The organism is Yunchengibacter salinarum, from assembly GCF_037658235.1.
Lineage (GTDB): Bacteria > Pseudomonadota > Alphaproteobacteria > Sphingomonadales > Kordiimonadaceae > Yunchengibacter > Yunchengibacter salinarum.
This window is the reverse complement of the sequence record NZ_JBBJLN010000008.1, coordinates 102,356-123,009: the sequence shown is the minus strand read 5'-3', so window position 1 is coordinate 123,009 and position 20,654 is coordinate 102,356. Positions and strand designations below refer to the sequence as shown.

General features: G+C 64.7%; 23 protein-coding genes and 1 tRNA gene. 10 read left to right on the top strand and 14 right to left on the bottom strand.

What is annotated here, in order from left to right; all coding sequences use genetic code 11:
* Window positions 1–129: 129 nt before the first annotated feature.
* The 4 genes from gatC (at window position 130) to WGH93_RS10160 (ending at window position 3,824) form a co-directional block, all read left to right on the top strand.
* The gene (gene gatC, locus WGH93_RS10175; protein ID WP_374764777.1) at window positions 130–420 is read left to right on the top strand and encodes an Asp-tRNA(Asn)/Glu-tRNA(Gln) amidotransferase subunit GatC; all 291 of its coding nucleotides are present in this window, start codon (window positions 130–132) and stop codon (window positions 418–420) included.
* A 10-nt stretch (window positions 421–430) separates the two neighbouring features.
* Window positions 431–1,918, top strand: a complete 1,488-nt coding sequence (gatA, locus tag WGH93_RS10170; RefSeq protein ID WP_374764776.1) for an Asp-tRNA(Asn)/Glu-tRNA(Gln) amidotransferase subunit GatA — start codon at window positions 431–433, stop codon at window positions 1,916–1,918.
* Entirely contained in the window at window positions 1,915–3,399 is a 1,485-nt protein-coding gene (gatB, locus tag WGH93_RS10165; protein WP_374764775.1) for an Asp-tRNA(Asn)/Glu-tRNA(Gln) amidotransferase subunit GatB, read from the top strand. Before gatA ends, gatB begins: the two co-directional genes overlap by 4 nt.
* 302 nt (window positions 3,400–3,701) lie before the next feature.
* Window positions 3,702–3,824: a hypothetical protein gene (locus tag WGH93_RS10160; RefSeq protein ID WP_374764774.1), complete on the top strand. Its 123-nt coding sequence runs from the start codon at window positions 3,702–3,704 to the stop codon at window positions 3,822–3,824.
* Window positions 3,825–3,904: 80 nt separating this feature from the next.
* Here the strand turns inward: WGH93_RS10160 and WGH93_RS10155 are convergent, their stop codons facing one another.
* Window positions 3,905–4,306 (bottom strand): energy transducer TonB, encoded by a 402-nt coding sequence (locus WGH93_RS10155; RefSeq protein WP_374764773.1) that lies wholly within the window; start codon window positions 4,304–4,306, stop codon window positions 3,905–3,907.
* Window positions 4,307–4,489: 183 nt separating this feature from the next.
* Between WGH93_RS10155 and WGH93_RS10150 the strand changes: the two genes are divergently transcribed.
* Window positions 4,490–4,579 (top strand) — tRNA-Ser (locus tag WGH93_RS10150).
* 243 nt (window positions 4,580–4,822) lie between these two features.
* Here the strand turns inward: WGH93_RS10150 and egtD are convergent.
* The 5 genes from egtD to uraH all read right to left on the bottom strand — a co-directional run bounded on the left by egtD (window position 4,823) and on the right by uraH (window position 11,078).
* On the bottom strand, window positions 4,823–5,782 hold the full coding sequence (gene egtD, locus WGH93_RS10145) for an L-histidine N(alpha)-methyltransferase (RefSeq protein WP_374764772.1): 960 nt from the start codon (window positions 5,780–5,782) through the stop codon (window positions 4,823–4,825).
* Window positions 5,783–5,911: 129 nt separating this feature from the next.
* The gene (gene xdhC / locus WGH93_RS10140) at window positions 5,912–6,886 is read right to left on the bottom strand and encodes a xanthine dehydrogenase accessory protein XdhC (RefSeq protein ID WP_374764771.1); all 975 of its coding nucleotides are present in this window, start codon (window positions 6,884–6,886) and stop codon (window positions 5,912–5,914) included.
* Window positions 6,887–6,893: 7 nt separating this feature from the next.
* Window positions 6,894–9,218 (bottom strand): xanthine dehydrogenase molybdopterin binding subunit, encoded by a 2,325-nt coding sequence (gene xdhB, locus WGH93_RS10135; RefSeq protein ID WP_374764770.1) that lies wholly within the window; start codon window positions 9,216–9,218, stop codon window positions 6,894–6,896.
* Window positions 9,211–10,713 carry a xanthine dehydrogenase small subunit gene (gene xdhA / locus WGH93_RS10130; protein ID WP_374764769.1) on the bottom strand — a complete coding sequence of 501 codons (1,503 nt, stop codon included), beginning with the start codon at window positions 10,711–10,713 and terminating at the stop codon, window positions 9,211–9,213. The genes xdhB and xdhA overlap by 8 nt, the downstream gene beginning before the upstream one ends.
* A gap of 11 nt (window positions 10,714–10,724) precedes the next feature.
* The gene (gene uraH, locus WGH93_RS10125) at window positions 10,725–11,078 is read right to left on the bottom strand and encodes a hydroxyisourate hydrolase (RefSeq protein ID WP_374764768.1); all 354 of its coding nucleotides are present in this window, start codon (window positions 11,076–11,078) and stop codon (window positions 10,725–10,727) included.
* 179 nt (window positions 11,079–11,257) lie between these two features.
* On the opposite strand from uraH, the gene puuE reads away from it, so the two are divergent.
* From puuE to alc, 3 genes are read left to right on the top strand one after another with little or no spacing between them, the layout of a single operon-like run.
* Window positions 11,258–12,205 carry an allantoinase PuuE gene (puuE, locus tag WGH93_RS10120; protein ID WP_374764767.1) on the top strand — a complete coding sequence of 316 codons (948 nt, stop codon included), beginning with the start codon at window positions 11,258–11,260 and terminating at the stop codon, window positions 12,203–12,205.
* Window positions 12,202–12,744, top strand: a complete 543-nt coding sequence (gene uraD / locus WGH93_RS10115) for a 2-oxo-4-hydroxy-4-carboxy-5-ureidoimidazoline decarboxylase (RefSeq protein WP_374764766.1) — start codon at window positions 12,202–12,204, stop codon at window positions 12,742–12,744. The genes puuE and uraD overlap by 4 nt, the downstream gene beginning before the upstream one ends.
* A 28-nt stretch (window positions 12,745–12,772) precedes the next feature.
* A complete protein-coding gene (gene alc, locus WGH93_RS10110) occupies window positions 12,773–13,762 on the top strand; it encodes an allantoicase (RefSeq protein ID WP_374764765.1) in 990 nt (329 codons plus the stop codon).
* 55 nt (window positions 13,763–13,817) lie between these two features.
* Here the strand turns inward: alc and WGH93_RS10105 are convergent, their stop codons facing one another.
* From WGH93_RS10105 to WGH93_RS10090, 4 genes are all read right to left on the bottom strand, one after another.
* Window positions 13,818–14,420 carry a hypothetical protein gene (locus WGH93_RS10105; protein ID WP_374764764.1) on the bottom strand — a complete coding sequence of 201 codons (603 nt, stop codon included), beginning with the start codon at window positions 14,418–14,420 and terminating at the stop codon, window positions 13,818–13,820.
* A gap of 53 nt (window positions 14,421–14,473) precedes the next feature.
* Complete coding sequence (locus WGH93_RS10100; RefSeq protein WP_374764763.1) at window positions 14,474–15,127, bottom strand: hypothetical protein; 654 nt, start codon at window positions 15,125–15,127, stop codon at window positions 14,474–14,476.
* 70 nt (window positions 15,128–15,197) lie between these two features.
* Window positions 15,198–15,764 carry a cob(I)yrinic acid a,c-diamide adenosyltransferase gene (locus WGH93_RS10095; protein ID WP_374764762.1) on the bottom strand — a complete coding sequence of 189 codons (567 nt, stop codon included), beginning with the start codon at window positions 15,762–15,764 and terminating at the stop codon, window positions 15,198–15,200.
* A 68-nt stretch (window positions 15,765–15,832) separates the two neighbouring features.
* The gene (locus WGH93_RS10090) at window positions 15,833–16,027 is read right to left on the bottom strand and encodes an HIG1 domain-containing protein (protein ID WP_374764761.1); all 195 of its coding nucleotides are present in this window, start codon (window positions 16,025–16,027) and stop codon (window positions 15,833–15,835) included.
* A gap of 134 nt (window positions 16,028–16,161) precedes the next feature.
* Here WGH93_RS10090 and WGH93_RS10085 point away from each other — a divergent pair, with 134 nt between their 5' ends.
* Window positions 16,162–17,205 (top strand): right-handed parallel beta-helix repeat-containing protein, encoded by a 1,044-nt coding sequence (locus tag WGH93_RS10085; RefSeq protein ID WP_374764760.1) that lies wholly within the window; start codon window positions 16,162–16,164, stop codon window positions 17,203–17,205.
* Here the strand turns inward: WGH93_RS10085 and gluQRS are convergent.
* The gene (gluQRS, locus tag WGH93_RS10080) at window positions 17,182–18,144 is read right to left on the bottom strand and encodes a tRNA glutamyl-Q(34) synthetase GluQRS (protein ID WP_374764759.1); all 963 of its coding nucleotides are present in this window, start codon (window positions 18,142–18,144) and stop codon (window positions 17,182–17,184) included. The two genes, WGH93_RS10085 and gluQRS, sit on opposite strands and share 24 nt — an antisense overlap.
* A gap of 181 nt (window positions 18,145–18,325) precedes the next feature.
* On the opposite strand from gluQRS, the gene WGH93_RS10075 reads away from it, so the two are divergent.
* Complete coding sequence (locus tag WGH93_RS10075; RefSeq protein WP_374764758.1) at window positions 18,326–18,907, top strand: HNH endonuclease; 582 nt, start codon at window positions 18,326–18,328, stop codon at window positions 18,905–18,907.
* Between the two features lie 72 nt (window positions 18,908–18,979).
* Here the strand turns inward: WGH93_RS10075 and WGH93_RS10070 are convergent, their stop codons facing one another.
* From WGH93_RS10070 to WGH93_RS10060, 3 genes are read right to left on the bottom strand one after another with little or no spacing between them, the layout of a single operon-like run.
* Entirely contained in the window at window positions 18,980–19,561 is a 582-nt protein-coding gene (locus WGH93_RS10070) for a demethoxyubiquinone hydroxylase family protein (protein WP_374764757.1), read from the bottom strand.
* 3 nt (window positions 19,562–19,564) lie between these two features.
* A complete protein-coding gene (locus WGH93_RS10065; RefSeq protein ID WP_374764756.1) occupies window positions 19,565–20,062 on the bottom strand; it encodes a disulfide bond formation protein B in 498 nt (165 codons plus the stop codon).
* A gap of 13 nt (window positions 20,063–20,075) precedes the next feature.
* Complete coding sequence (locus WGH93_RS10060; protein ID WP_374764755.1) at window positions 20,076–20,654, bottom strand: YqaA family protein; 579 nt, start codon at window positions 20,652–20,654, stop codon at window positions 20,076–20,078.

Here is a 20,654-nt window from a genome sequence, read left to right as displayed (position 1 = left end):
GTCAAGTCGCTAAGTTGCGCGCCGATGCGGGCTGTGCCCTTTTTTCATGGAAGGGGCAATGGCCGTCTTTTCATACCGGCGCGGCGGGTCGGCGCCGGACTTTCGAAGCGATTTGCCAAGGGTAGCACTATGTCGGATATCGACAGGGATACGGTCAGGAAGATCGCCCAATTGGCGCGGATTCGCGTGCCGGAAGACCGGCTGGACGGGCTGGCCGGGGAATTGAACAACATTCTCGACTGGGTGGAGCAACTGGGCGAAGTGAACACCGATGAGGTGGAGCCCATGACCAGCCCGGTCAATGCCGAGCTTGTCTGGCGGGACGATATCGTGACCGATGGTGGCAAGGCGGCAGACGTTCTGAAGAACGCGCCCGCCAGCGATTACGGCTTCTTCGCCGTTCCTAAAGTAATCGAATAGGACCGCACCCATGGACAGTGATCTGACACGGCTGACCATTGCCGAAGCCCGTGATGGTCTGAAAAAGGGCCGCTTTACCGCCGTGGAACTGGCGGATGCCCATATCGCGGCGGTGGAAAAGGCCGCGCCCCTGAATGCCTATATCGTCGCCACGCCGGACAAGGCCCGCGCCCAGGCCGAGGCGGCGGACAAGGCGATCAAGGCGGGTGATGCGGGCGCCATGGCGGGCATTCCCATCGGGGTGAAGGACTTGTTCGCCACCGAGGGCGTGCACACCACCGCGTGCAGCCATATTCTGGACGGGTTCGAGCCGCCCTATGAATCCACCGTGACACAGAAGTTGTGGGATGCGGGCGCGGTGATGCTGGGCAAGCTGAACATGGATGAATTCGCCATGGGCTCATCCAACGAGACCAGCTATTACGGCCCGGTGAAAAACCCCTGGCGCCGGGGCACGGTGGATACGGTGCCCGGCGGGTCCAGCGGCGGGTCCGTGGCCAGCGTGTCCGGCTTTGCCGCCATGGGGGCCACGGCGTCCGACACCGGCGGGTCAATCCGTCAGCCCGCCAGCTTCACCGGCACCTTCGGCATCAAGCCCACCTATGGCCGGTGCAGCCGCTATGGCATGGTGGCGTTTGCCAGCTCGCTGGATCAGGCGGGCACCATCACCCGCTCGGTGCGGGACGGGGCGATCATGCTGGGCGCCATGGCGGGCTATGACCCGAAGGACAGCACCTCCGTACAAAAGGACGTGCCCGATTTCGAAGCGGCGCTGACCGGTGACATTCGCGGCAAGACCATCGGCATTCCCCAGGAATATCACCTGGCGGACATGCCCGCCGAGATCGAAACGCTGTGGCATCAGGGGATCGACTGGCTGAAGCAGGCGGGCGCCAAAGTGGTGGATATCAATCTGCCCCACACCAAATATGCCCTGCCCGCCTATTATATCATCGCGCCCGCGGAGGCATCGTCCAATCTGGCGCGCTATGACGGCGTGCGCTATGGCCTGCGCGAAGTGCCGGAAGGCGGCAGCCTGGTGGACATGTATGAAGCCACCCGCGCCGCCGGTTTCGGCGAAGAGGTGCAGCGCCGCCTGATGATCGGCACCTATGTGCTTTCGGCGGGCTATTATGATGCCTATTATCTGAAAGCTCAGAAGGTGCGCCAGCTCATCGCCGGGGATTTCCACCGGGCGTTCGAGGAGGTGGATGCGATCCTGACCCCCACCGCGCCCAGCGCCGCCTTTGCCCCCGGCGAGAAGAGCGACGACCCGGTGGCCATGTATCTCAATGACGTGTTCACCGTGCCCGCCTCGCTTGCGGGGATTCCGGGCGCCAGCGTGGCCGCGGGGCTGGACAAGAACGGCCTGCCGCTGGGCCTTCAGGTGCTTGGCCCCACATGGGGGGAAGACGCCGTGTTCACGGTTTCCGGTGTGCTGGAGGAGGCCGCCGCCTTCAAGGCAGAGCCGACCATCTGGTGGGAGGATGCCCAATGACCTATCTGATTCAGGGCGCCACCGGCGATTTCGAAGTGGTGATCGGCATGGAGGTGCACGCTCAGGTGATCTCCAACGCCAAGCTGTTTTCCGGCGCGTCCACCCAGTTCGGCGCCGAGCCCAATGACAATGTGAGCCTGGTGGATGCCGCCATGCCCGGCATGTTGCCCACCGTGAACCGGGAATGCATCCGGCAGGCGGTGCGCACGGGGCTGGCCCTGAAGGCGCGGATCAACCGCTATTCCAAGTTCGACCGCAAGAATTATTTTTATGCGGACCTGCCGCAGGGCTACCAGATCAGCCAGTTTTCCCACCCCGTTGTGGGGGAGGGCGTGGTCGCGCTGGACATGGGTGAAGGCTTGGTCCGACAGGTGGGGATCGAACGCATCCATCTGGAGCAGGACGCGGGCAAATCCATGCATGATCAGCACCCGCAATACACTTATGTGGACCTGAACCGCTCCGGCGTGGCGCTGATGGAGATCGTGTCCAAGCCGGACATGACCTCGCCGGAGGAAGCGGGCGCCTATCTCACCAAGCTGCGCACCATTCTGCGCTATATCGGCACCTGCGACGGCAATATGGAGCAGGGCTCCATGCGGGCGGACGTGAACGTGTCCGTGCGCCGCCCCGGCGAAGGGCTGGGCACCCGCTGCGAGATCAAGAACGTGAATTCCGTGCGATTCGTGCGTCAGGCGATCGAGGTGGAGGCCCAGCGCCAGGTGGACATTATCGAGGCGGGCGGCAGCGTGGATCAGGAAACCCGGCTGTTCGATCCGGTCAAGGGGGAAACCCGATCCATGCGGTCCAAGGAAGAAGCGCACGACTATCGCTATTTCCCCGACCCGGACCTGCTGCCCGTCACCTTTGACGACGCCTTCATCCGGGACGCGGAAGACAGCCTGCCGGAACTGCCGGATGCCAAGAAAGCCCGCTTCGTCAAGGATCTGGGGCTGAGCGACTATAATGCCGGCGTGCTGGTGGCGGAAAAGGAACACAGCCATTTCTTTGAAGACCTGCTGGCGGCACTGGTGCAGGCCACGGGCAGCAGCCCCGCCAAGCTGGCGGGCAAGGCGGCCAACTGGGTCACGTCGGACTTTTTCGGCGCCCTGAACAAATCGGGCAAGGGGATCGGCGAATCGCCCGTGACCCCCACCCAGGGCGCGGCCCTTCTGGCACTGGTGGAAGACGGCACCATTTCAGGCCGCATCGCCAAGGACGTGTTCGAGATCATGTTCGAGACCGGCCAGGACCCCAATGCCATTGTGGAGGAAAAGGGCCTGAAACAGATGTCCGACACGGGCGAGCTTGAAGGCATCATTGATCAGGTGCTGGCGGATAACCCGGATCAATTGGCCCAGTACCGGGACGGCAAGACCAAGCTGATGGGCTTTTTCGTCGGTCAGGTGATGAAGGCCACCGGCGGCAAGGCCAACCCCAAACTGGTGAATCAGTTGCTGGCGCCCAAGCTGAACGGCTGAACCGCCCAGCGTGATATCGCCAATCAAAAGGCCCCGCCCCGGTGATCCGGTGGCGGGGTTTTTCATGGCGGGTACCCCGTGACAGGGCTGCCAATACGGGCTGCCGGGCTGTACCCATTCCCCGTCTTTGGGCCGGAAACGTCTTTGCTATGCATTATTTGCATGGCTCCTTTGACGAAAAAACCCCTTCATGGATCGGGTCGGGAAGCGTATCTCCGGTGTCAACAGAGCGGAACAGGCCGTCAGCCGCTCATGCCAAAACAAGCGATCGGCGGCAGTAAACACGCACAAGGAGATGTGCCATGACCAACGTAACCAACTTCTTCAAGGACCGCGCCACCGTATTGAAAGAAGGCGCCCTGAACGGCGTTAGCGTTATTGCCGCCGTTGCGCTGGCCAGCGGCATCAATGCGCTGGTGCAGTAAGCGGATCATCAGATCATATGAAAAGGGGCCGTCGGGTGATCCGGCGGCCTTTTTTGTGCCCGGTGGCTTTCACGCCTGCTTTATTGCAGGTTCCAGCTCAGCGGCAGAACGAAGGTGAGATTGTTGTCCGACAGGCTGTCCGGCGGTGCGGGCAGCGGCGAGAAGCTGTCCATCAGGCGGGGAATCAGCTTGTCGAACACCGGTTCGCCCGTGGGCTTGACGATCTCATAGCCCGTGATGGTGCCGCTGCGATCAATGGTGACCCGCACCCGTGCCGAGCCTTCCAGTTCCCGGCGCAGGGCGCTGCGCGGATAAACATGCTTCTCGGTGATCGTCTTGACCAGCGCTTTCTGCCAGTCCTGAATGGGTGACGCGCCGGCCCCCGTCAATGGCAGCACCAGCAGAACCAAAGCGGCCATCAGCGCCACCACGGCAAGCACGGCCCGACGGCGGGTGCGGTTTTCAACTGGTTGATCAGGCATGGCTAATTCCTTTCATCCAGGGGGTTCGAACCGTGCCGAACGGGCATCCACCCCGGCTGAAACCCCTTTGCCGCGGACCCATGGGATCAGGCGCATCTTTGCGCCGACTTGCCCCTTGCGTCCGCGAATACAATCACTATAGTGCGCCCCAGTTCACACGGGCAGCGCCCGTGCGTGACTTGCGGAGCGGTGGCCGAGCGGTTTAAGGCGCACGCCTGGAAAGCGTGTTGGGGCGCAAGCCCCTCGAGGGTTCGAATCCCTCCCGCTCCGCCAGAGTCACCGCGAAATGGGTCACCGCGAAACGGGCCACCGGAAAACGGCCCATCGGGCGAAATCGTCCGCCTGTTTCCGCGAAGGCGCTCATATCCCCCTCCCCCAGGGCGATTACGCCAGTTTATCGTTGCACCGGGCCGCAGATGGTCCCAATCAGGAACTAATAGCGCCTGATCACTTTCGCGTGAAAATATCAGAATTTTGTCCGATGCTGTCCTGACACGCCAGGGAGAAGGCGGTCGATCAATCCGCCTGAAAAAGCGCCAGCAGGAAGGGTGTGTCAGCGTCCGTCCAGCGCCGGGCCAGATGCCAGCCAGCGGCATCAGCGCGGCGGGACAGGTCGGTTTCGGTGAATTTCCGGGAATTTTCCGTGTGGATGCTTTCGCCCTGTTCAAAGCGGATCGGGTGGTCCGCCACATGGGCGGTGTGCGCCTTGCGACTGACCAAATGCATTTCCACGCAGGATGTTTCGGGGTTCCAGCGGGCTTCGTGGCTGAAGGCGCCCGGGTCCAGGTCGCTGCCAAGGCGCCGGTTGATATGGTGCAGTATGTTGCGGTTGAACCGGGCGGTCAGGCCGTCCGGGTCGTCATAGGCGGCGCGCATACGCGCCACATCCTTCACCAGATCGGCGCCCAGCAGGAAAAAGGCACCTCTGCCCAGTTTGCCGCGAATGGCGGTGAGAAAGGCATGGATCGCCGCATCGTCCAGATTGCCGATGGTGGAGCCGGGGAAAAAGCCCAGCCGCGGCGCCGGGGCGTGGCCGGTGCCGTCCGGTCCACCATCCATGAAATCTCCCACATGGGGGCGAATGGCCAGATGGGGATAATCCGCCCGCAGCGAATCGGCGGCCACAGTCAGGAAATCGGCGGCGATGTCGGTGGGGCAATACAGGGCGGGCTGGTGCAGCGCATCCAGAAGCAGCCGTGTCTTGCGGCTGGCCCCGGCGCCATATTCCACCACCATGGCGCCCGGCCCCACCCTGTCCGCCACCGCATCCACCGCGCCGGACAGCAAGCGCCGCTCGGTGCGGGTGAGATAATAGGCGTCCAGCCGGGTGATCTTTTCGAACAACTCGGACCCGCGGGTGTCATACAGCCATTTGGCGGGAAGGCTCTTGCTGTCGCCGGTCAGTCCGGCCAGCACATCGCGCCGGAATGCCGTCTTGTCCGAGTGGGTCTCGGCGCCGCTGTCCTGATCGTTCATGGGTGCGTCCTTGTGGGGCGCCCCCGGTCGGTGCCCTTTTGCTGGTGGCAAGGATTCGGGCCGCCTTTGATATCAAATGGGCTGGCCGGTGCGGTTCGACAAGGGGGCGCCGTGGCGGGGCCGTGCCCCTTACGCTGTTGATGCCGGGGCCGCGCCCCGCACCGCCAGCAGTTCGCCAGCCACGCCGACCGCGATGGCTTCCGGGGCCTTGCCGGGCACGGCTTGCAGCCCGATGGGGCAGGTAAGGCGGTCCAGCGCCGTGGCATCCAGCCCGTCTTCATCCACCAATCGCTTCACAAAGCGCGCCCGCTTGGTGGCGGAGCCGATCAGCCCGCAATAGCCGCTGTCCCCACGGGCCAGTATGGCGCGGGTCAGCGTGTAATCCAGGGTGTGGCTGTGGGTGAACACCAGGTAGAAAGCGCCTTCCGGTGCGGTTTCCACCAGTGTTTCCGGGGCGTCCGTCACCACCGGGCGCAGGCCGGGCGGCGGCGGGTTCGGGAATTCGTCGGCACGGCTGTCCGCCCAGCGGGTGGCAAAGGGCAGGTCCGCCACCAGTTTCGCCACGGCCCGGCCCACATGGCCCGCGCCGAAAATGAACAGCGGCGTGCGACCCGCCGACAGCGGCATCAGGAAGCGGCTGGCCGTGCGGGCGCGGGCAGGGGGTGTCAGGGGGGCGCCGGTGTCGTCCAGCAGCAGGGGGGCGACGGGGGTATCCGTGGTCAGGCTGCGCTTGCCGGTGGCGAGATCCAGCGCCACGCCGCCCGCGCGGCCATCCCCGTGCGCTGCCAGCCAGTCCCGGTCGGCTGGTCCCAGCCGTTCCAGCGCCAGCGTCACATGGCCGCCGCAACACTGCGCCAGCAACGGGCCAAGGGCGTAATCCTGCACCGCGAACCGGCTGTCGCCGGTCAGCAGCTTGCGTGCCTGGGCGATGGCCTGATGTTCCAGATTGCCGCCGCCAATGGTGCCACTGACCCCGCCCTGCGTGACCAGCATGGCCGTGCCCGCTTCCCGCGGGGCGGAGCCGCGCGCGTCCAGCACGGTCACCAACACGGCATCGGTGCCTGATTCAAGGGCGCCCAGCGCGGCGGGCAGGGGCGGTGTCATGGCCGAATCATCCCTTTGATCCAAGCGCCTCGATGGCGGTCAGGATCGCTTCCGGCGTGGCCGGGGCGTCCAGATCGGGCAGGTGGGTATTGTCCGCGGTGGCGGCCACGGCGTCCGTCAGGGCGTTGAACACGGAAATCGCCAGCATGAAGGGCGGCTCTCCCACGGCTTTGGATCGGTAAATGGTTTCCTCGCGATTTTCGCCATCGTGCAGACGCATGTTGAACACCGGGGGCCGGTCGCTGCAAGCGGGGATCTTGTAGGTGCTGGGGGCGTGGGTTTTCAGGGTGCCCTTTGCGTCCCACACCAGTTCTTCGGTGGTCAGCCAGCCCATGCCCTGAATGAAGCCGCCCTCGATCTGGCCAAGATCAATGGCCGGATTCAGCGATTTGCCCACATCATGGATCAGGTCCACCCGTAGCACGCGGTTTTCACCGGTCAGCGTGTCGATCACCACTTCCGAAAGCGCCGCGCCGTAACAGAAATAATAGAAGGGGTGGCCCTTGTGGGTCTCCCGGTCATAATGAATTTTGGGCGTGGCGTAAAAGCCGGTGGACGATAGCGACATGCGGTTCAGATAAGCCTGCTTCACAAGGTCCGGGAAGGGGATTTCCCGGTTGTCCACCACCACCAGATTATCCCGGAACGTGATGCGGTCCTGTGGTGTGTCATACATTTCGGATGCGAAATCGGTCAGCCGGTCCCTAATGGTCAGCGCGGCCGCTTCCGCCGCCTTGCCGTTCAGATCCGACCCGCTGGATGCCGCCGTGGCGCTGGTATTGGGTACTTTTTCCGTGGTGGTGGCGGTGATCTTCACCCGGTCAATGTCGATCTGGAAGGTTTCGGCCACCACCTGCGCCACTTTCACGAACAGGCCCTGGCCCATTTCCGTGCCGCCATGGTTCAGGTGCACGCTGCCGTCCTGATACACATGCACCAGCGCGCCCGCCTGATTCAGATGCTTGGTGGTGAAGCTGATGCCGAACTTCACCGGCGTCAGCGCCAGCCCCTTTTTCAGCCAGCGATTTTCCCGGTTGAAGGCGTCCACCGCCTTGCGCCGCGCGTCATAGGCGGCGCTTTTCGCCAGATCGGGCATGATCTCGTGGCTGATGCTGTCTGCCACCGTCATGCCATAGGGCGTGGTCTGGCTGCCGTCCGGGCTGTAGAGATTGGCCAGTCGCACGTTCAGCGGGTCCATGCCCAGATCGTGGGCGATGGCATCCATCACCCGCTCGATCCCCACCATGCCCTGCGGGCCACCAAAGCCGCGAAAGGCGGTGTTGGACACGGTGTGGGTTTTCAGCCGACGGCTGGTGATGGTGGCATGGGGCAGGTGATAGGCATTGTCCGAATGGAACATGGCCCGGTCATTGATGGCGTTGGACAGGTCCATGGATCGGCCACAGCGGCTGGCCAGTTTCAGGTCGATGGCCTGAATCCGGCCCGTATCATCGAACCCCACATCATAATCGATGCGGAAATCATGGCGCTTGCCGGTGATGATCATGTCGTCGTCCCGGTCCACGCGCAGTTTGGCGGGGCGCCCGGTCTTGCGGGCCGCCAGTGCCGCGATGGCGGCGAACAGGGCCGGGTGGGTTTCCTTGCCGCCGAAGCCGCCGCCCATCCGGCGCACCTGAACATTGACACTGTGTGCCGGTATGGCCAGCGCATGGGCCACGATATGCTGTACTTCGGTGGGGTTCTGGGTGGATGAGACAATGTCCATGTCGCCATCTTCCCCCGGCGTGGCCAGCGCGATCTGGCCTTCCAGATAGAAATGGTCCTGCCCGCCCATGCGCACCGTGCCCGAAAGCCGCCGGTCGGCGGTTTCCAGCGCTTTGGCGCTGTCGCCCTTTGCCATGATCTGTGGCGGTTCCAGATCGGTGTTCGCCGCCAGGGCGTCGTCAATGGTGAGCACCGCATCCATCGGCGTGATGGCCAGATCGGCGCGTGCCGCCGCCTTCACCGCCGCCGCCCGGCTGGTGGCCGCCACGGCGAACAGGGGCTGGCCCGCATATTCCACCACGCCGTCGGCGAAAATGGGATCGTCCATGGCAAAGGGGCTGGCGTCATTGGTGCCGGGGATATCGTCCAGCGTGATCACATCCACCACGCTGGGGGCGGCGCGTACCGCCGATACGTCCAGCCGGTCGATCCGGCCATGGGCGTGCGGGCTCATGGCCACATAAAGATGGATCATGCGCCGGGGTTCGGCGATATCGTCCGTGTAAAGCGCTTCGCCGCTCACATGCTTGTGGCCGCTGTCATGCTGGCGGGGTGTGTGCACACCGCCGCTGATGCCCCGGCTGACCGTTTTGCTTGTGTCAGGCATGTGCCACCTCCGCGCCGTGGCCCACCAGCCGCGTGGCTTTCGGCCCGTCTTCCCGTTCCGCCCATGCGCGCCGGATCAGATTGCCCGCCACCCGCATCCGATAGGTGCTGGAGGCGCGCATGTCGCTAAGCGGGGTGAAATCCGCTGCCAGCGCCGCCACGGCATCGGCCACCGCCGCTTCATCAAAGGCGCGGCCCGTCAACGCCGTTTCGGCGGTTCGGGCGCGCTTCGGCGTGGCCGCCATGCCGCCATAGCAGAGCCGGGCATCGCGCACCGTGTCGCCGTCCAGATCAAGCCACAACCCCAGCATCACGGCGGAAATGTCCTGATCGAAGCGCTTGGAAATCTTGTGGCAATAGAACCAGGCCCCGTCCGCCAGCCGGGGCACGCTGACCGCCTCGACGAATTCGCCTTCTCTCAGGTCCTGTTTGCCATAATCGATGAAATAGTCTTCAAGCGGCAGGCTGCGACAGTCCGCGCCCTTGCGCAGATGAAGGGTGGCGCCCAGCGCGATCAGCGCGGGCATACTGTCCCCGATGGGGGAGCCATTGGCGATATTGCCGCCAATGGTGCCGGAATTGCGGATCTGGGTGGACCCCAGGCGCCGGAACAGCTCGCCCAGGTCCGGGAATGCCGCGCCCAGCCGGTCCATGGCCGCCGTATAGGTGACCGCCGCGCCGATGGTGAAGCCGTCCGCGTTCTCGTGCATGTGATTGAGGGCGGTTACATTGCCGGTATGGATCACCGTGTCCAGCGTGCGGTGCTGCTTGGTGACCCACAGCCCCACATCGGTACCGCCCGCCAGCAGCGTGGCATCGGGGTGCGCGTCCACCAGTTCGGCCAGGGATTCTATTGTTACGGGGGCGAAATACTGGCGCTCCCGCCCGGCGACGGGATCATGCCAGGTCAGGTGCAGCGTATCATCGCGCCTTATCTGTTTCAGCCTGGCGATGCGCGCCTGTTCCGCCCGGTCCAGATGGTCCGGCCCGCCACCGAGCCGCCCTGCCGCTTCGATGATGGGGCCATAGCCGGTGCAGCGGCACAGATTGCCGGCAAGGCAGTCATTCACCGTGTTCAGGCTGGTATCTCCGGTGCCGGCCTTCACCTGCCGGTCCAGCGCATAAAGCGACATGACAAAGCCCGGCGTGCAGAAGCCGCACTGGGAGCCGTGGGTTTCCACCATGGCCTGCTGTGCCGGGTGCAGGGCGCCGCTTTCCCGGTCTTTCAGGCTTTCCACGGTGATCAGTTCCTTGCCGTCCAGCACCGGCAGGAACAGGATGCAGGCATTGACGGCGCGGGTTTCGATCGTCTCGCCGTTCGCGCTCAGGGTGCCCAGCACCACGGTGCAGGCGCCGCAGTCCCCTTCGGCACAGCCTTCCTTGGTGCCAGTGCGGGCCGCCTCATAGCGCAGCCAGTCCAGCACGGTCATGGTGGGGTCCACATCCCGCAGGGTATGGATTTCGCCGTCCATCAGGAAGCGGATTGCCTCGCTCATGCCTGTTCTCCCTAACTGCCGCGATAGGTGCTGTAGCCATAGGGCGACACCAGAAGCGGCACATGATAATGGCTGTCTTCCGCCATGCCGAACAGCACCGGCACCACATCCAGAAAGGCGGGTTCCGGCAGGGGTTCCTTTTTCCGGCGGTAATAGTCCCCCACATGAAAATCCAGGCGGTAGGTGCCGGGGGCGAAGCCGGACTCCGGCAGGATGGGGCCGTCGGCCCGGCCATCCTGATTGGTCTCGATGCGTTTGATTTCCCGCGTGGCGCTGTCGGCCTCAAGCCGGTACAGCACGACCGTCATGCCCGCGGCGGGGCAGCCATGGGCGGTGTCCAGAACATGCGTGGTCAGAAATCCCATGATGTCTCCTCAACTCTTGACGGGGCGGGGCGCAGGCTGGAACCCGGCGTTTTCGCCGCTTGTGTCCCGCCTGATTTCGGCTACCCTAACCAAACGGTCAGGATTTGACAATTGCCCGCGATCCGGTGTCATTGTGGCCGACCGCATCATGGACCATTACCACAGGACAGAACCATATCATGACCAGAGATGTTCCGCCCCTTGCCTCTTATCCCCGCGATCTCAAGGGATATGCGGGCCGCCCGCCACAGGTGCCCTGGCCCGGCGGCGCGCGGATCGCCGTGCAGTTCGTGATGAATTACGAGGAAGGCGGCGAAAACTGCATCCTGCACGGCGATGCGGGGGCGGAAACCTTCCTGTCCGAGATCGTGCAGGCCCCGGTGGTCGAGGGCGCGCGCCACATGTCCATGGAATCGCTGTATGAATATGGCGCGCGGGTGGGTGTGTGGCGGCTGCTGGACCTGTTCCGCCGTGAAGAGGTGCCCATCACCTGCTTCGCCGTGGCACAGGCGCTGGCCCGCAACCCGGCGGTGGCCGCCGCGCTCAGGGCCGACGGGCATGAAATCTGCTCGCACGGGCTGAAATGGATCAACTATCAGAACGTGCCGGAAGCGGTGGAGCGCGCCCATATCGCCAGGGCCATGGAAATCCTGACCGAGCTGGCGGGGGAACGCCCCCTTGGCTGGTACACCGGGCGCACAAGCCCCAACACCCATCGTCTGGTGGCGGACTATGGCGGGTTTTTGTACAATGCCGATGATTACAGCGACGACCTGCCTTTCTGGAGCACGCTTTACGGCGAGACGCCGCAACTGATGGTGCCCTATACGCTGGATGCCAATGACATGCGCTTCTGCGCCGTGCAGGGCTTCAACAGCGGGGAGCAGTTCTATCAGTATCTCAAGGATGCCTTTGACACGCTGTATGAAGAGGGTGAGACCGCGCCCAAAATGCTGTCCATCGGCCTGCATTGTCGGATCATCGCCCGGCCTGGCCGCTTTCAGGCGCTGAAGCGGTTTATTCGCCATGTGAAGGCCCATGAGGCCGTCTGGCTGACGCGGCGGGTGGATATTGCCCGCTTCTGGCGCGAGACCCACCCCTTCGCCCACACGGGAGAGAGTGCATGACCCTGACCCTGCCCGATCTGAGCCGCCCGCTGGCGGCCAAGCCGTCCACCATGACCAGTGAGACCTTCCTCGCCACCTATGGCGGCATATATGAGCACAGCCCATGGGTGGCGGAAGCGGCCTGGGCGGCGCGCAAGGGTACCGAGCTGGATAGGGCGGAAGGGTTGTTCGCCGCCATGCGCTCGGCGGTGGACCTGGCGGATCGCGCCGCGCAGATGACCCTGATCTGCGCCCACCCGGACCTGGCCGGGAAAGTGGGCCTGGCCGCGGACCTGACCGACCATTCCCGCCGCGAGCAGCAGGGCGCCGGTCTGGACCGGTGCACCGCCGAGGAATATGAGGCTTTTCAGAGCCTGAACACCGCCTATAAGGAACGCTTCGGCTTTCCCTTCATCATCGCCGTCAAGGGCCATGACCGGGCCAGCATTCTGGATGCCTTCCGCAGCCGCGTGACCCATGACGCCGAGACCGAATTCAAGACGGCGATCGAGCAGATTCACCGCATCGCCGCCTTCCGGCTGGAAGCCCTTACGGAATAGATCCGCTCTTTGCACAAAAGGACCGCCCATGTTGCCCGACTGTCTTCGTCACTGTGTCAATCTGGCCGAACCGCGCCTCGGCGCCAAAGCCACGCACGCCACGGATGACTTCTTCGCCCCCAGGGAACGGATGCTCAAAACGTCCGCGCCCGTGTTCCTGCCGGATGAATATGACGATCACGGCAAATGGATGGATGGCTGGGAAAGCCGCCGCAAGCGCGAACCGGGCCACGATCACGCCACCGTGCGGCTCGGCGGGCGGGCTGTCATTCGCGGCGTGAATCTGGATACCACTCATTTCACCGGCAATTATGCCCCCGCCGCCAGCATAGAGGCCTGCATCAGCGACCGGGACGTGCCCGGCGACGAGGCGGATTGGACGGAAATCCTGCCCGCTGTGGACCTGTCGGGGGACAGCCACAACATTCATCTGATCCACAGCGATCAGGCATGGACCCATGTGCGCCTGCACATCTATCCCGATGGCGGCGTGGCGCGGTTGCGCATTTATGGCCATTTCGCGGTGGATTGGGACCGCCTCGGCGCGGACGGGCCGGTGGATCTGGCGGCGCTGGAAAACGGGGGCCGGGCCGTGGCCGCCATTGACGAGCACTTCGGTGTGCTCAGCAATATTCTGTTACCGGGCCGGGGGATGAATATGGGCGATGGCTGGGAAACCCGCCGCCGCCGGGAGCCGGGCAATGACTGGGGCCTGATCGCGCTGGGCCATGCCGGGCGGATCGGGCAGGTGATCGTGGATACCGCCCATTTCAAGGGCAATTTCCCCCACCGCATTTCCTTGCAGGCGGGCTTTTTGGAAGGGGGAACGGATGCCAGCGCCCCGGTGCAGAGCCAGTTCTGGCCCTATCTGCTGCCGGAACAGCCGCTCAGTGCCGATGCCGTGCATGATTTTATCGATCAGGTGGCGGATGTGGGGCCGGTGAGCCATGTGCGCATCAATCTGGTGCCGGATGGCGGCATTTCTCGGCTGCGTCTGATCGGCACGCCTGATCGGTAAGGCCGAACGCTGACGGCGGGCGGCGCTCAGCGCCCGGCCCCCTATGACCCGGCCCCTATGATCCGGTCACGTCCGACAAAGGCTGGCCCAAAAAGGGCGTGTATTCGCAGAATCCGGTCTTGTCCTCGATCAGGGCGCAGAGCGCGTCCTGATCGTCCTCTGCTTGCAGGGGGCCGATGATCAGGCGATAAAAGGTTTTCCCGGTGCCCAGGGTCAGTTCCTCCACCCGCGCGGTATAGGGCCCGTTCTGGATGCGCGGAATTTCCTGCACCATGGCCCATCCGGTGGCGAGATTGGACTTGCTTTGATAACTGGCCACGTGCAGCCCCCGGTCCAGCCCGCCGGCCGACGATCCGCCCGCTGCCGACCCGCTGTCTTTCGTCTTGTCGGCGGAACGTTTTTTCGGCGGCAGGCCCGCATCCTCCATGGCGGCGAGGGCGGCCAGTTGCTCCACCAGTATGTTGATGTCCCCCTCGATCCGGGTGAGCCGGTCAAGCGCGGGCTTGCGGTTCTGCCATTCCTGCTGATGGGCGATGACAGTCTGTTCCAGTGCGTCCAGCCGGGCTTCCAGCCGGTCCAGCCGGTCGGGCACGGCATTGCCGCCCCCCATGCCCATGCCGGAACAGGCGGTGGTCATCAGGGCAAGCAACACTGCCATGACAGGCTTCATGACGGGCCTGGCCGGATTGAAGCGGCGATTGGCCATGATGATCAGCCCCCCTCTTGCGCAGCCTGGCCGAACGTGTCGCCATGGCATGGAAACGCCGGTGCAAGCGCGCGGTCACACAGTATGGAAAGCCGATCCGGCTGGTCCAAGTCAACCAAAAACAATGCCAATTCCCCGTTCCGGCTTACCGGCACGCCCGGCGGCCAGCGCCACGGATTGCCATGGCGGTCGCCCATGACAAGGGGGCGCACGCCCTGGCGACCCCTGATCACCGGGGTGGCTGCGGCCACGCCGCCGCCCAGCCGGTGCCGGACGGCCAGCCAGATCAGGTGCGCGCTGGTTTCGTGCCCATAGCGCCCCAGCAGCAGGCCCGGCACACCCTTTTCAGGTGGCATGGGCCGTGCGGACGGGACAGCCGGGGCGGGCGGTGTATTGGGTGTGGGCGCCTTGTGGGCGCTGGCGCTGGCCCTGGCCTTGGCGGGGATGGCCTGATCCGCTGACTTGTGCGGCGTCAGATATGCCGGGCCCAGCCGGTCCAGCGCGGCGCGGGCCAGCGCCTGCAAATAGGGCTTTGCCATATGCCCGCCGCCCGGCTCCGCCTGTTGGCGCTGGGCCGCAAACACGCCGGTCCAGCCGCCGGAAAGGGTTACGGCGAGCGCCAGCATCATGGCCGGAAGAGCAGAAAAAAAATGCTTCATGGCCATGACCTTAGCAGGCCCGGTTCCCGGCGGCAATCAGCTGTGTCAGAGCCGTGCGGTCATGCACGCTTCAGCGATTGGCACCGGGCACCCAGAGCACATCGGCCTCGCCGCCTTCATTGAGCAGTCGGCCAAGCTGAAACAGGTGATCCGACAGCCGGTTGAGATAGGTGATGGCCAGCGGATTGATGGCACTGTCCCGCCCCGTGGCCACGGCCAGCCGCTCCGCCCGGCGCACCACCGTGCGGGCCGTGTGCAGGGCGGCGCTGGCCGGGCTGCCGCCGGGCAGAATGAAGCTGGTAAGCGGTTTGAGTCGCTCGTTCATGGCGTCGATTTCGCGCTCCAGCCGGTCGATCTGGGGCTGGGTGATGCGCAGGGTCATTTCGTCCGGCTCGAAACTTTCCCCCGGCGTGGCCAGATCCGCGCCCAGATCGAACAGATCGTTCTGGATGCGGGCCAGAAGGGCGTCTTCTTTGCCGCTGGTGTGCAGCCGCGCCTGGCCGATGACCGCATTGGCTTCATCCACCGTGCCATACGCCTCGATCCGCAGGCTGTCCTTGGGCAGGCGTGTGCCGTCCGCCAGCGAGGTTTCGCCGCCATCGCCGCCACGGGTGTAGATTTTGGTCAGTTTCACCATGGAAGGTCTCTCCACCTGAAGGGCTGGTCACATTGCGGGAAAGCGGGCGGACAAGGTGAAAGCGCGGATCAGGCCGCCGCGGCCAGGGCCAGCAGAAACAGCAGTACCAGCGTGATCGCCTGGGATGCCACCCGCATCTGCATCAGCTTGTTGCCCCATTTGCGGTTGAATTCGCCGCCACGGGCCATGCCCACCACCCCGGTGATCAGGATGCCCAGCGTGGTCAGTGCGGCGATGGCCGCCAGTATCAGTAATGCTTTCATTGTCGCTCTCCCGTGGCCGCGCCCTGTGAAACGGCCCGTGCCAGCATGTAATGCGCGGCGGTCTCAGGAAAAGCTTTCTTTACAGGACCCGCGCTCGCTGGCCAAATGAATGACGCTCAAAACAATGCGAGTCCATGCCCATGCGTCGATTTATCCCGTTTTTTCTGGCTTTTCTGGTGCTGGTGCCGGGCGGGAAGGCGCCGAAGGCCGCGCCGGGTCTGGCGCCGGGCCAGATATGGGTTCATGGCCGGGTCGTGGATACTTTGGCTCAGGCGTTCGATATTGTCACCCATGGCGGCATCATCCGCATGGGGCCCGGTGTCTATCCCATGGCGGGCACCATCACCCGCAACCGCGTGCGGCTGGAAGGCAGCGGCCCCGAAACCATCCTTCAGGGCCGCGCGGTGGGCGGCAAGGCGGCGCTGGTGGTGAAGGGCAATGGCGTGACCATTGCCCGGCTGGCCTGCCGGGGCATATCCGTGCCGGATGGCAATGGCGCCTGCGTGCGGCTGGAAGGCCGGGATCTGACCCTGGATCATGTGGTTTTCGCCGATAGCGAAAGCGGCCTGCTGACGGCGGGCAACCCCGGCCATGTGCGTGTTCTGGACAGTCTGTTCATCCGGCTGGGCAAGGCGGGCCGCGCCCACGCCATCTATCAGGGGGGCGGCGAACTGACCGTGCGCGGCACCCGCGTGATCGCCAGCCGGGATCAGGGCCATGGCATCAAGTCCCGCGCCAGCCGCACCACCATCGAAAACAGCGTGATCGCCTCGGCGGGCGGCGATGACAGCCGCCTGGTGGACCTGCCGAATGGCGGGCTGGTGACCATCAGCGGCTCCGTTCTGGCGGAAGGGGCGGCCAGCGTGAACCATCAGCTTCTGTCGTTCGGTGTGGAAAAGGGCCGGGCCGGGGTCAGCGCGCTCAGACTGGACGGCAATCTGATCCTGACCGATCGGGCGCGCGGCTCCACCCTGCTGCTGAGCGGGCGGGACATGCCGTCGCCGGTGGTGGTGAACAACCATGTGGTGGGGCCGGTGCGCTTCAACTGGGCCGCCGACGAGGCTGGCAACAACCGCTTCTTCCCCGACCGCGAAGCCGCCCATCTGCCGCCCGCGCCGGTGGTGCCGGGCCTGGACTGGCTGGACCCGGACGGGCTAGGCGCGCCCGACGCCCCCTGACGGGGCACCTTCTGATGGGACATCCCCCGACGGAACATCCCCCGACGGGACACCTTCTGGCGGAACATTTCCCGATTGGCGCGCGACAGGGCTGGCGGCCAGGTCCGCCAGCAGGGCGGCGGGGTCGGTGCCCGCCTCTCTCAGGGCTTTCAGCGTCGCTGATCTGTCTCTTTTGGCAAAGCGGCGGCCCGCCGCGTCCGTCATCAGGCCATGATGGTGATAAACCGGCTGTGGCAGGCCAAGCAGGGCCTGCAACAGCACATGCACATGGGTGGCGTGCCACAGATCCTCACCCCGCACCACATGGGTCACATTCTGGGCGGCATCATCCACCACCACCGCCAGATGATAGCTGGTGGCGATATCCTTTCGTGCCACCACCACGTCGCCCAACAGGTCAGGCCGGGCGGGCTGGGAGCCGTGCAGTTCGTCATGCCAGGGGGGCAGCGGCGCATTCAGGCTGTTCAGCGCCCGGCGCACATCCAGCCGCCACGCGTGGGGGTGCCCCTCGGCCAGGCAGGCGGCGCGGCTGGCAGGGTCCAGAGCCCGGCAGGTGCCGGGATAGAGCGGCCCTTCCGGCCCGTGGGGCGCGCGCACGCTGCGTTCCACTTCCTGCTGAATGGTCTTGCGGGTGCAGAAACAGGGATAGACCACATCGCGTTCCCGCAGGCGGGCCAAAGCGTGTGCGAAACGATCCGGGTGGTCGCTTTGCCGTTCCACCGGGCCGTCCCAGATCAGGCCCAGCCATGTCAGATCCTCGATGATCGCATCCCCGTAGGCGGGGCGGCAGCGGGTGCTGTCTATGTCTTCGATACGCAACCGAAACAGGCCGTTCGCCTGCCGTGCCCGCCGGTGGGCAAGCATGGCGGACAGGGCGTGGCCCTTGTGCAGAAAGCCGGTGGGGCTGGGCGCAAAGCGGGTAACGAGGGACTGGGACATGCGGTTTTTGTTCCATGCCTTGGCGGCGCGTGCAAGCATGGTTGCCGCGCGCTCAACATTAAGGGTTTGTCACGACCCTGTAACACTGTATGTTGATCCTACATCCGTCGGACAGGCTTGTCTTGCCAAGCGGCCGATGATGGGCGTCGGCCCCCCTGTCCGCGAGGAGGTAAGACGGATCATGGGTGTTGATTTCGCACCCTCCGCGGCCCTTGTGTCGCCAGAGGCCTGCCCCGCGTTGGTCCTCAATGCGGACTATCGACCTCTGAGCTATTATCCTTTGAGCATCTGGAACTGGCAAACCGCGCTGAAGGCGGTGTTTCTGGACCGGGTGGCCATAGTTTCGGAATATGACCGGGCCGTGCACTCGCCCACCACCACCGTGCGCCTGCCCAGCGTGATCGCGTTGAAAACCTATGTGCGGCAGCCCGATTTTCCCGCCTTCACCCGGTTCAACCTGTTTCTGCGCGACATGTTCACCTGTCAGTATTGCGGCGACACACGGGATCTGACCTTCGACCATGTGATTCCCCGGCGGCTTGGCGGGCGCACCAGTTGGCGCAATATCACCACCGCCTGCGCACCGTGCAATCTGGCCAAGGGGGGTCGAACGCCGGACGAGGCCGGGATGCACCCACGGGTCTGGCCGCACAGGCCCACGGCCCATGTGCTGAATGAGAACGGGCGCGCCTTCCCGCCAAACTATCTGCACGAAAGCTGGCGGGATTTTCTGTACTGGGATGTGGAACTGGAAAAGGATTAGGGCGCCCGCGCGGTTCTTTTGCCTTCTTCCGGCACGCTCTTGTGGCGCATTCTTGTGGCGGGTTGGCGGCCCCTATAGCCGCCTGGCCACGGCGATGGCGGCCCTGCATCCCGCCTTGATCAGGCCGCTGAGCACCGGATGGCCGGGGGCCTCATTGGCGCCGTGGGCTTCGGCGATCTTCTTGTGTTCCACTTCCTCGGCCTGAAAATCCTCGATGATCTCTTCAAGCTCGGCGTCCGACCCGGCAAGCTGGTCCCGCTGTTCCTGATAATGATCGTCGATCACGGTTTCCACCGCCTGCGTGCAGGCCATGGCGGCCTTTTCCCCCATCAGGGCCGTGCCCGCCCCCAGCGCGAAGCCCGCCACATGCCAAAAGGGCTGCAACAGGGTGGGCCGCACGCCGCGCTCACCGATCAGACGGTTGAACCGGGCAAGATGCGCGTCTTCCTGCGCTTTCATGTGCCTTATCAGGCCGGATTTCCGGTGCTTGTCGCCGAAGATGGCCATTTGGCCCGCATAGATTCGCACGGCGCCATATTCCCCGGCGTGATCCACCCGGATCATGGCATCCCTGTCCGGCTGGCGATCACCGGGCAGGGGGCGCGGCGGCGCGGTGGTTTCGGTGATGGCGGTGCGGCGGGTTTCGTGGGTCATGGGTCATCTCGCAGTTTGCAAACGGGCGGCCAGCACAGTCAGCGCCGTGAGGATCAGGGCCGCGATCATGTTCCAGTTTGCCATACTCAGCCCCAGAAGGGAGGTGTTGATGGCGTCGCACCGGATCACGGCGGCATTTTGAAGGGCATTCAACGCCGCGTCCAGATCTCCGGTCAGGTCCGGTGCACCGGTGCAGGTATCCGGGCCTTTCCAGAAGCCGCGCTCAACCCCGCCATGATAGGCGGCGATGCCGGCATCCAGCGCGAACAGTCCGGCCATCAGAAACAGCGCCATCCTGTTCCGGTTGCCGCCTTGCAGCAGGGCCAGCAGCGCCACGACCACCACTGCCATATAGGGGTAGCGCTGCCAGAAGCACAGCTTGCAGGGGGCATAACCCATGGCTTCAAACCCCCATGCGGCCATCAGCAGGGCGAGCGCGGCGGCGCCGAGCAGCGCGACGGGCTGTCGGATCAGGGCGGATCGAATCAGGGCGTGGACCATTGCTTTCACATCCCTAGAGATAGGCGAGCAGGGCGAAGCCGGCAAGCCCGGCCAGCGTGAACAGGGTGAGCGCCAGGGCGAAGCGCCGCTCCAGAAAATCCCGAATGGGGGGGCCGAACCACCACAGCAGCGCCGCTTCGGCGAAAAAGCGGGGCGCGCGGGCGGGCACGCAGGCGGCCAGGAAGAACAGCGGGTTCAGCCCCGCCATGCCGCTGGCAATGGTGATCACCTTGAAGGGCAGGGGTGTGAGCCCCCCCGCCACCACGATCAGCAGGCCATAATCGCTGTAGAGCGCTTCGAATCGGGCATAGGCATCTTCCTGTCCGTAAAAGCGAATCAGGGGCTCGGCCACCGCCTCGCGGGCAAGGGCCCCGATGGCATAGCCCAGCACGGCGCCGGCAATGCTGGAAAGCGTGGTGATGGTGGCCAGGTGCCAGGCCCGTGCGCGATCCGCCAGCACCATGGGCAGCAGTAGCACATCCGGCGGGATGGGGAAGAAACTGGCCTCGGCAAAGGACAGGCCCGCCAGCCAGCGGCGGCCATTGGGGCCTGCAATGCGGGCCATGGACCAGTGATACAGGCGTTTCAGCAC

What these genes read in the sequence shown, in the direction of transcription:
- gatC (WP_374764777.1), top strand. Translation starts at nt 130, where the DNA reads ATGTCGGATATCGACAGGGATACGGTCAGGAAGATCGCCCAATTGGCG.
- gatA (WP_374764776.1), top strand. Translation starts at nt 431, where the DNA reads ATGGACAGTGATCTGACACGGCTGACCATTGCCGAAGCCCGTGATGGT.
- gatB (WP_374764775.1), top strand. Translation starts at nt 1,915, where the DNA reads ATGACCTATCTGATTCAGGGCGCCACCGGCGATTTCGAAGTGGTGATC.
- WGH93_RS10160 (WP_374764774.1), top strand. Translation starts at nt 3,702, where the DNA reads ATGACCAACGTAACCAACTTCTTCAAGGACCGCGCCACCGTATTGAAA.
- WGH93_RS10155 (WP_374764773.1), bottom strand. Translation starts at nt 4,306, where the DNA reads ATGCCTGATCAACCAGTTGAAAACCGCACCCGCCGTCGGGCCGTGCTT.
- egtD (WP_374764772.1), bottom strand. Translation starts at nt 5,782, where the DNA reads ATGAACGATCAGGACAGCGGCGCCGAGACCCACTCGGACAAGACGGCA.
- xdhC (WP_374764771.1), bottom strand. Translation starts at nt 6,886, where the DNA reads ATGACACCGCCCCTGCCCGCCGCGCTGGGCGCCCTTGAATCAGGCACC.
- xdhB (WP_374764770.1), bottom strand. Translation starts at nt 9,218, where the DNA reads ATGCCTGACACAAGCAAAACGGTCAGCCGGGGCATCAGCGGCGGTGTG.
- xdhA (WP_374764769.1), bottom strand. Translation starts at nt 10,713, where the DNA reads ATGAGCGAGGCAATCCGCTTCCTGATGGACGGCGAAATCCATACCCTG.
- uraH (WP_374764768.1), bottom strand. Translation starts at nt 11,078, where the DNA reads ATGGGATTTCTGACCACGCATGTTCTGGACACCGCCCATGGCTGCCCC.
- puuE (WP_374764767.1), top strand. Translation starts at nt 11,258, where the DNA reads ATGACCAGAGATGTTCCGCCCCTTGCCTCTTATCCCCGCGATCTCAAG.
- uraD (WP_374764766.1), top strand. Translation starts at nt 12,202, where the DNA reads ATGACCCTGACCCTGCCCGATCTGAGCCGCCCGCTGGCGGCCAAGCCG.
- alc (WP_374764765.1), top strand. Translation starts at nt 12,773, where the DNA reads ATGTTGCCCGACTGTCTTCGTCACTGTGTCAATCTGGCCGAACCGCGC.
- WGH93_RS10105 (WP_374764764.1), bottom strand. Translation starts at nt 14,420, where the DNA reads ATGGCAGTGTTGCTTGCCCTGATGACCACCGCCTGTTCCGGCATGGGC.
- WGH93_RS10100 (WP_374764763.1), bottom strand. Translation starts at nt 15,127, where the DNA reads ATGAAGCATTTTTTTTCTGCTCTTCCGGCCATGATGCTGGCGCTCGCC.
- WGH93_RS10095 (WP_374764762.1), bottom strand. Translation starts at nt 15,764, where the DNA reads ATGGTGAAACTGACCAAAATCTACACCCGTGGCGGCGATGGCGGCGAA.
- WGH93_RS10090 (WP_374764761.1), bottom strand. Translation starts at nt 16,027, where the DNA reads ATGAAAGCATTACTGATACTGGCGGCCATCGCCGCACTGACCACGCTG.
- WGH93_RS10085 (WP_374764760.1), top strand. Translation starts at nt 16,162, where the DNA reads ATGCCCATGCGTCGATTTATCCCGTTTTTTCTGGCTTTTCTGGTGCTG.
- gluQRS (WP_374764759.1), bottom strand. Translation starts at nt 18,144, where the DNA reads ATGTCCCAGTCCCTCGTTACCCGCTTTGCGCCCAGCCCCACCGGCTTT.
- WGH93_RS10075 (WP_374764758.1), top strand. Translation starts at nt 18,326, where the DNA reads ATGGGTGTTGATTTCGCACCCTCCGCGGCCCTTGTGTCGCCAGAGGCC.
- WGH93_RS10070 (WP_374764757.1), bottom strand. Translation starts at nt 19,561, where the DNA reads ATGACCCACGAAACCCGCCGCACCGCCATCACCGAAACCACCGCGCCG.
- WGH93_RS10065 (WP_374764756.1), bottom strand. Translation starts at nt 20,062, where the DNA reads ATGGTCCACGCCCTGATTCGATCCGCCCTGATCCGACAGCCCGTCGCG.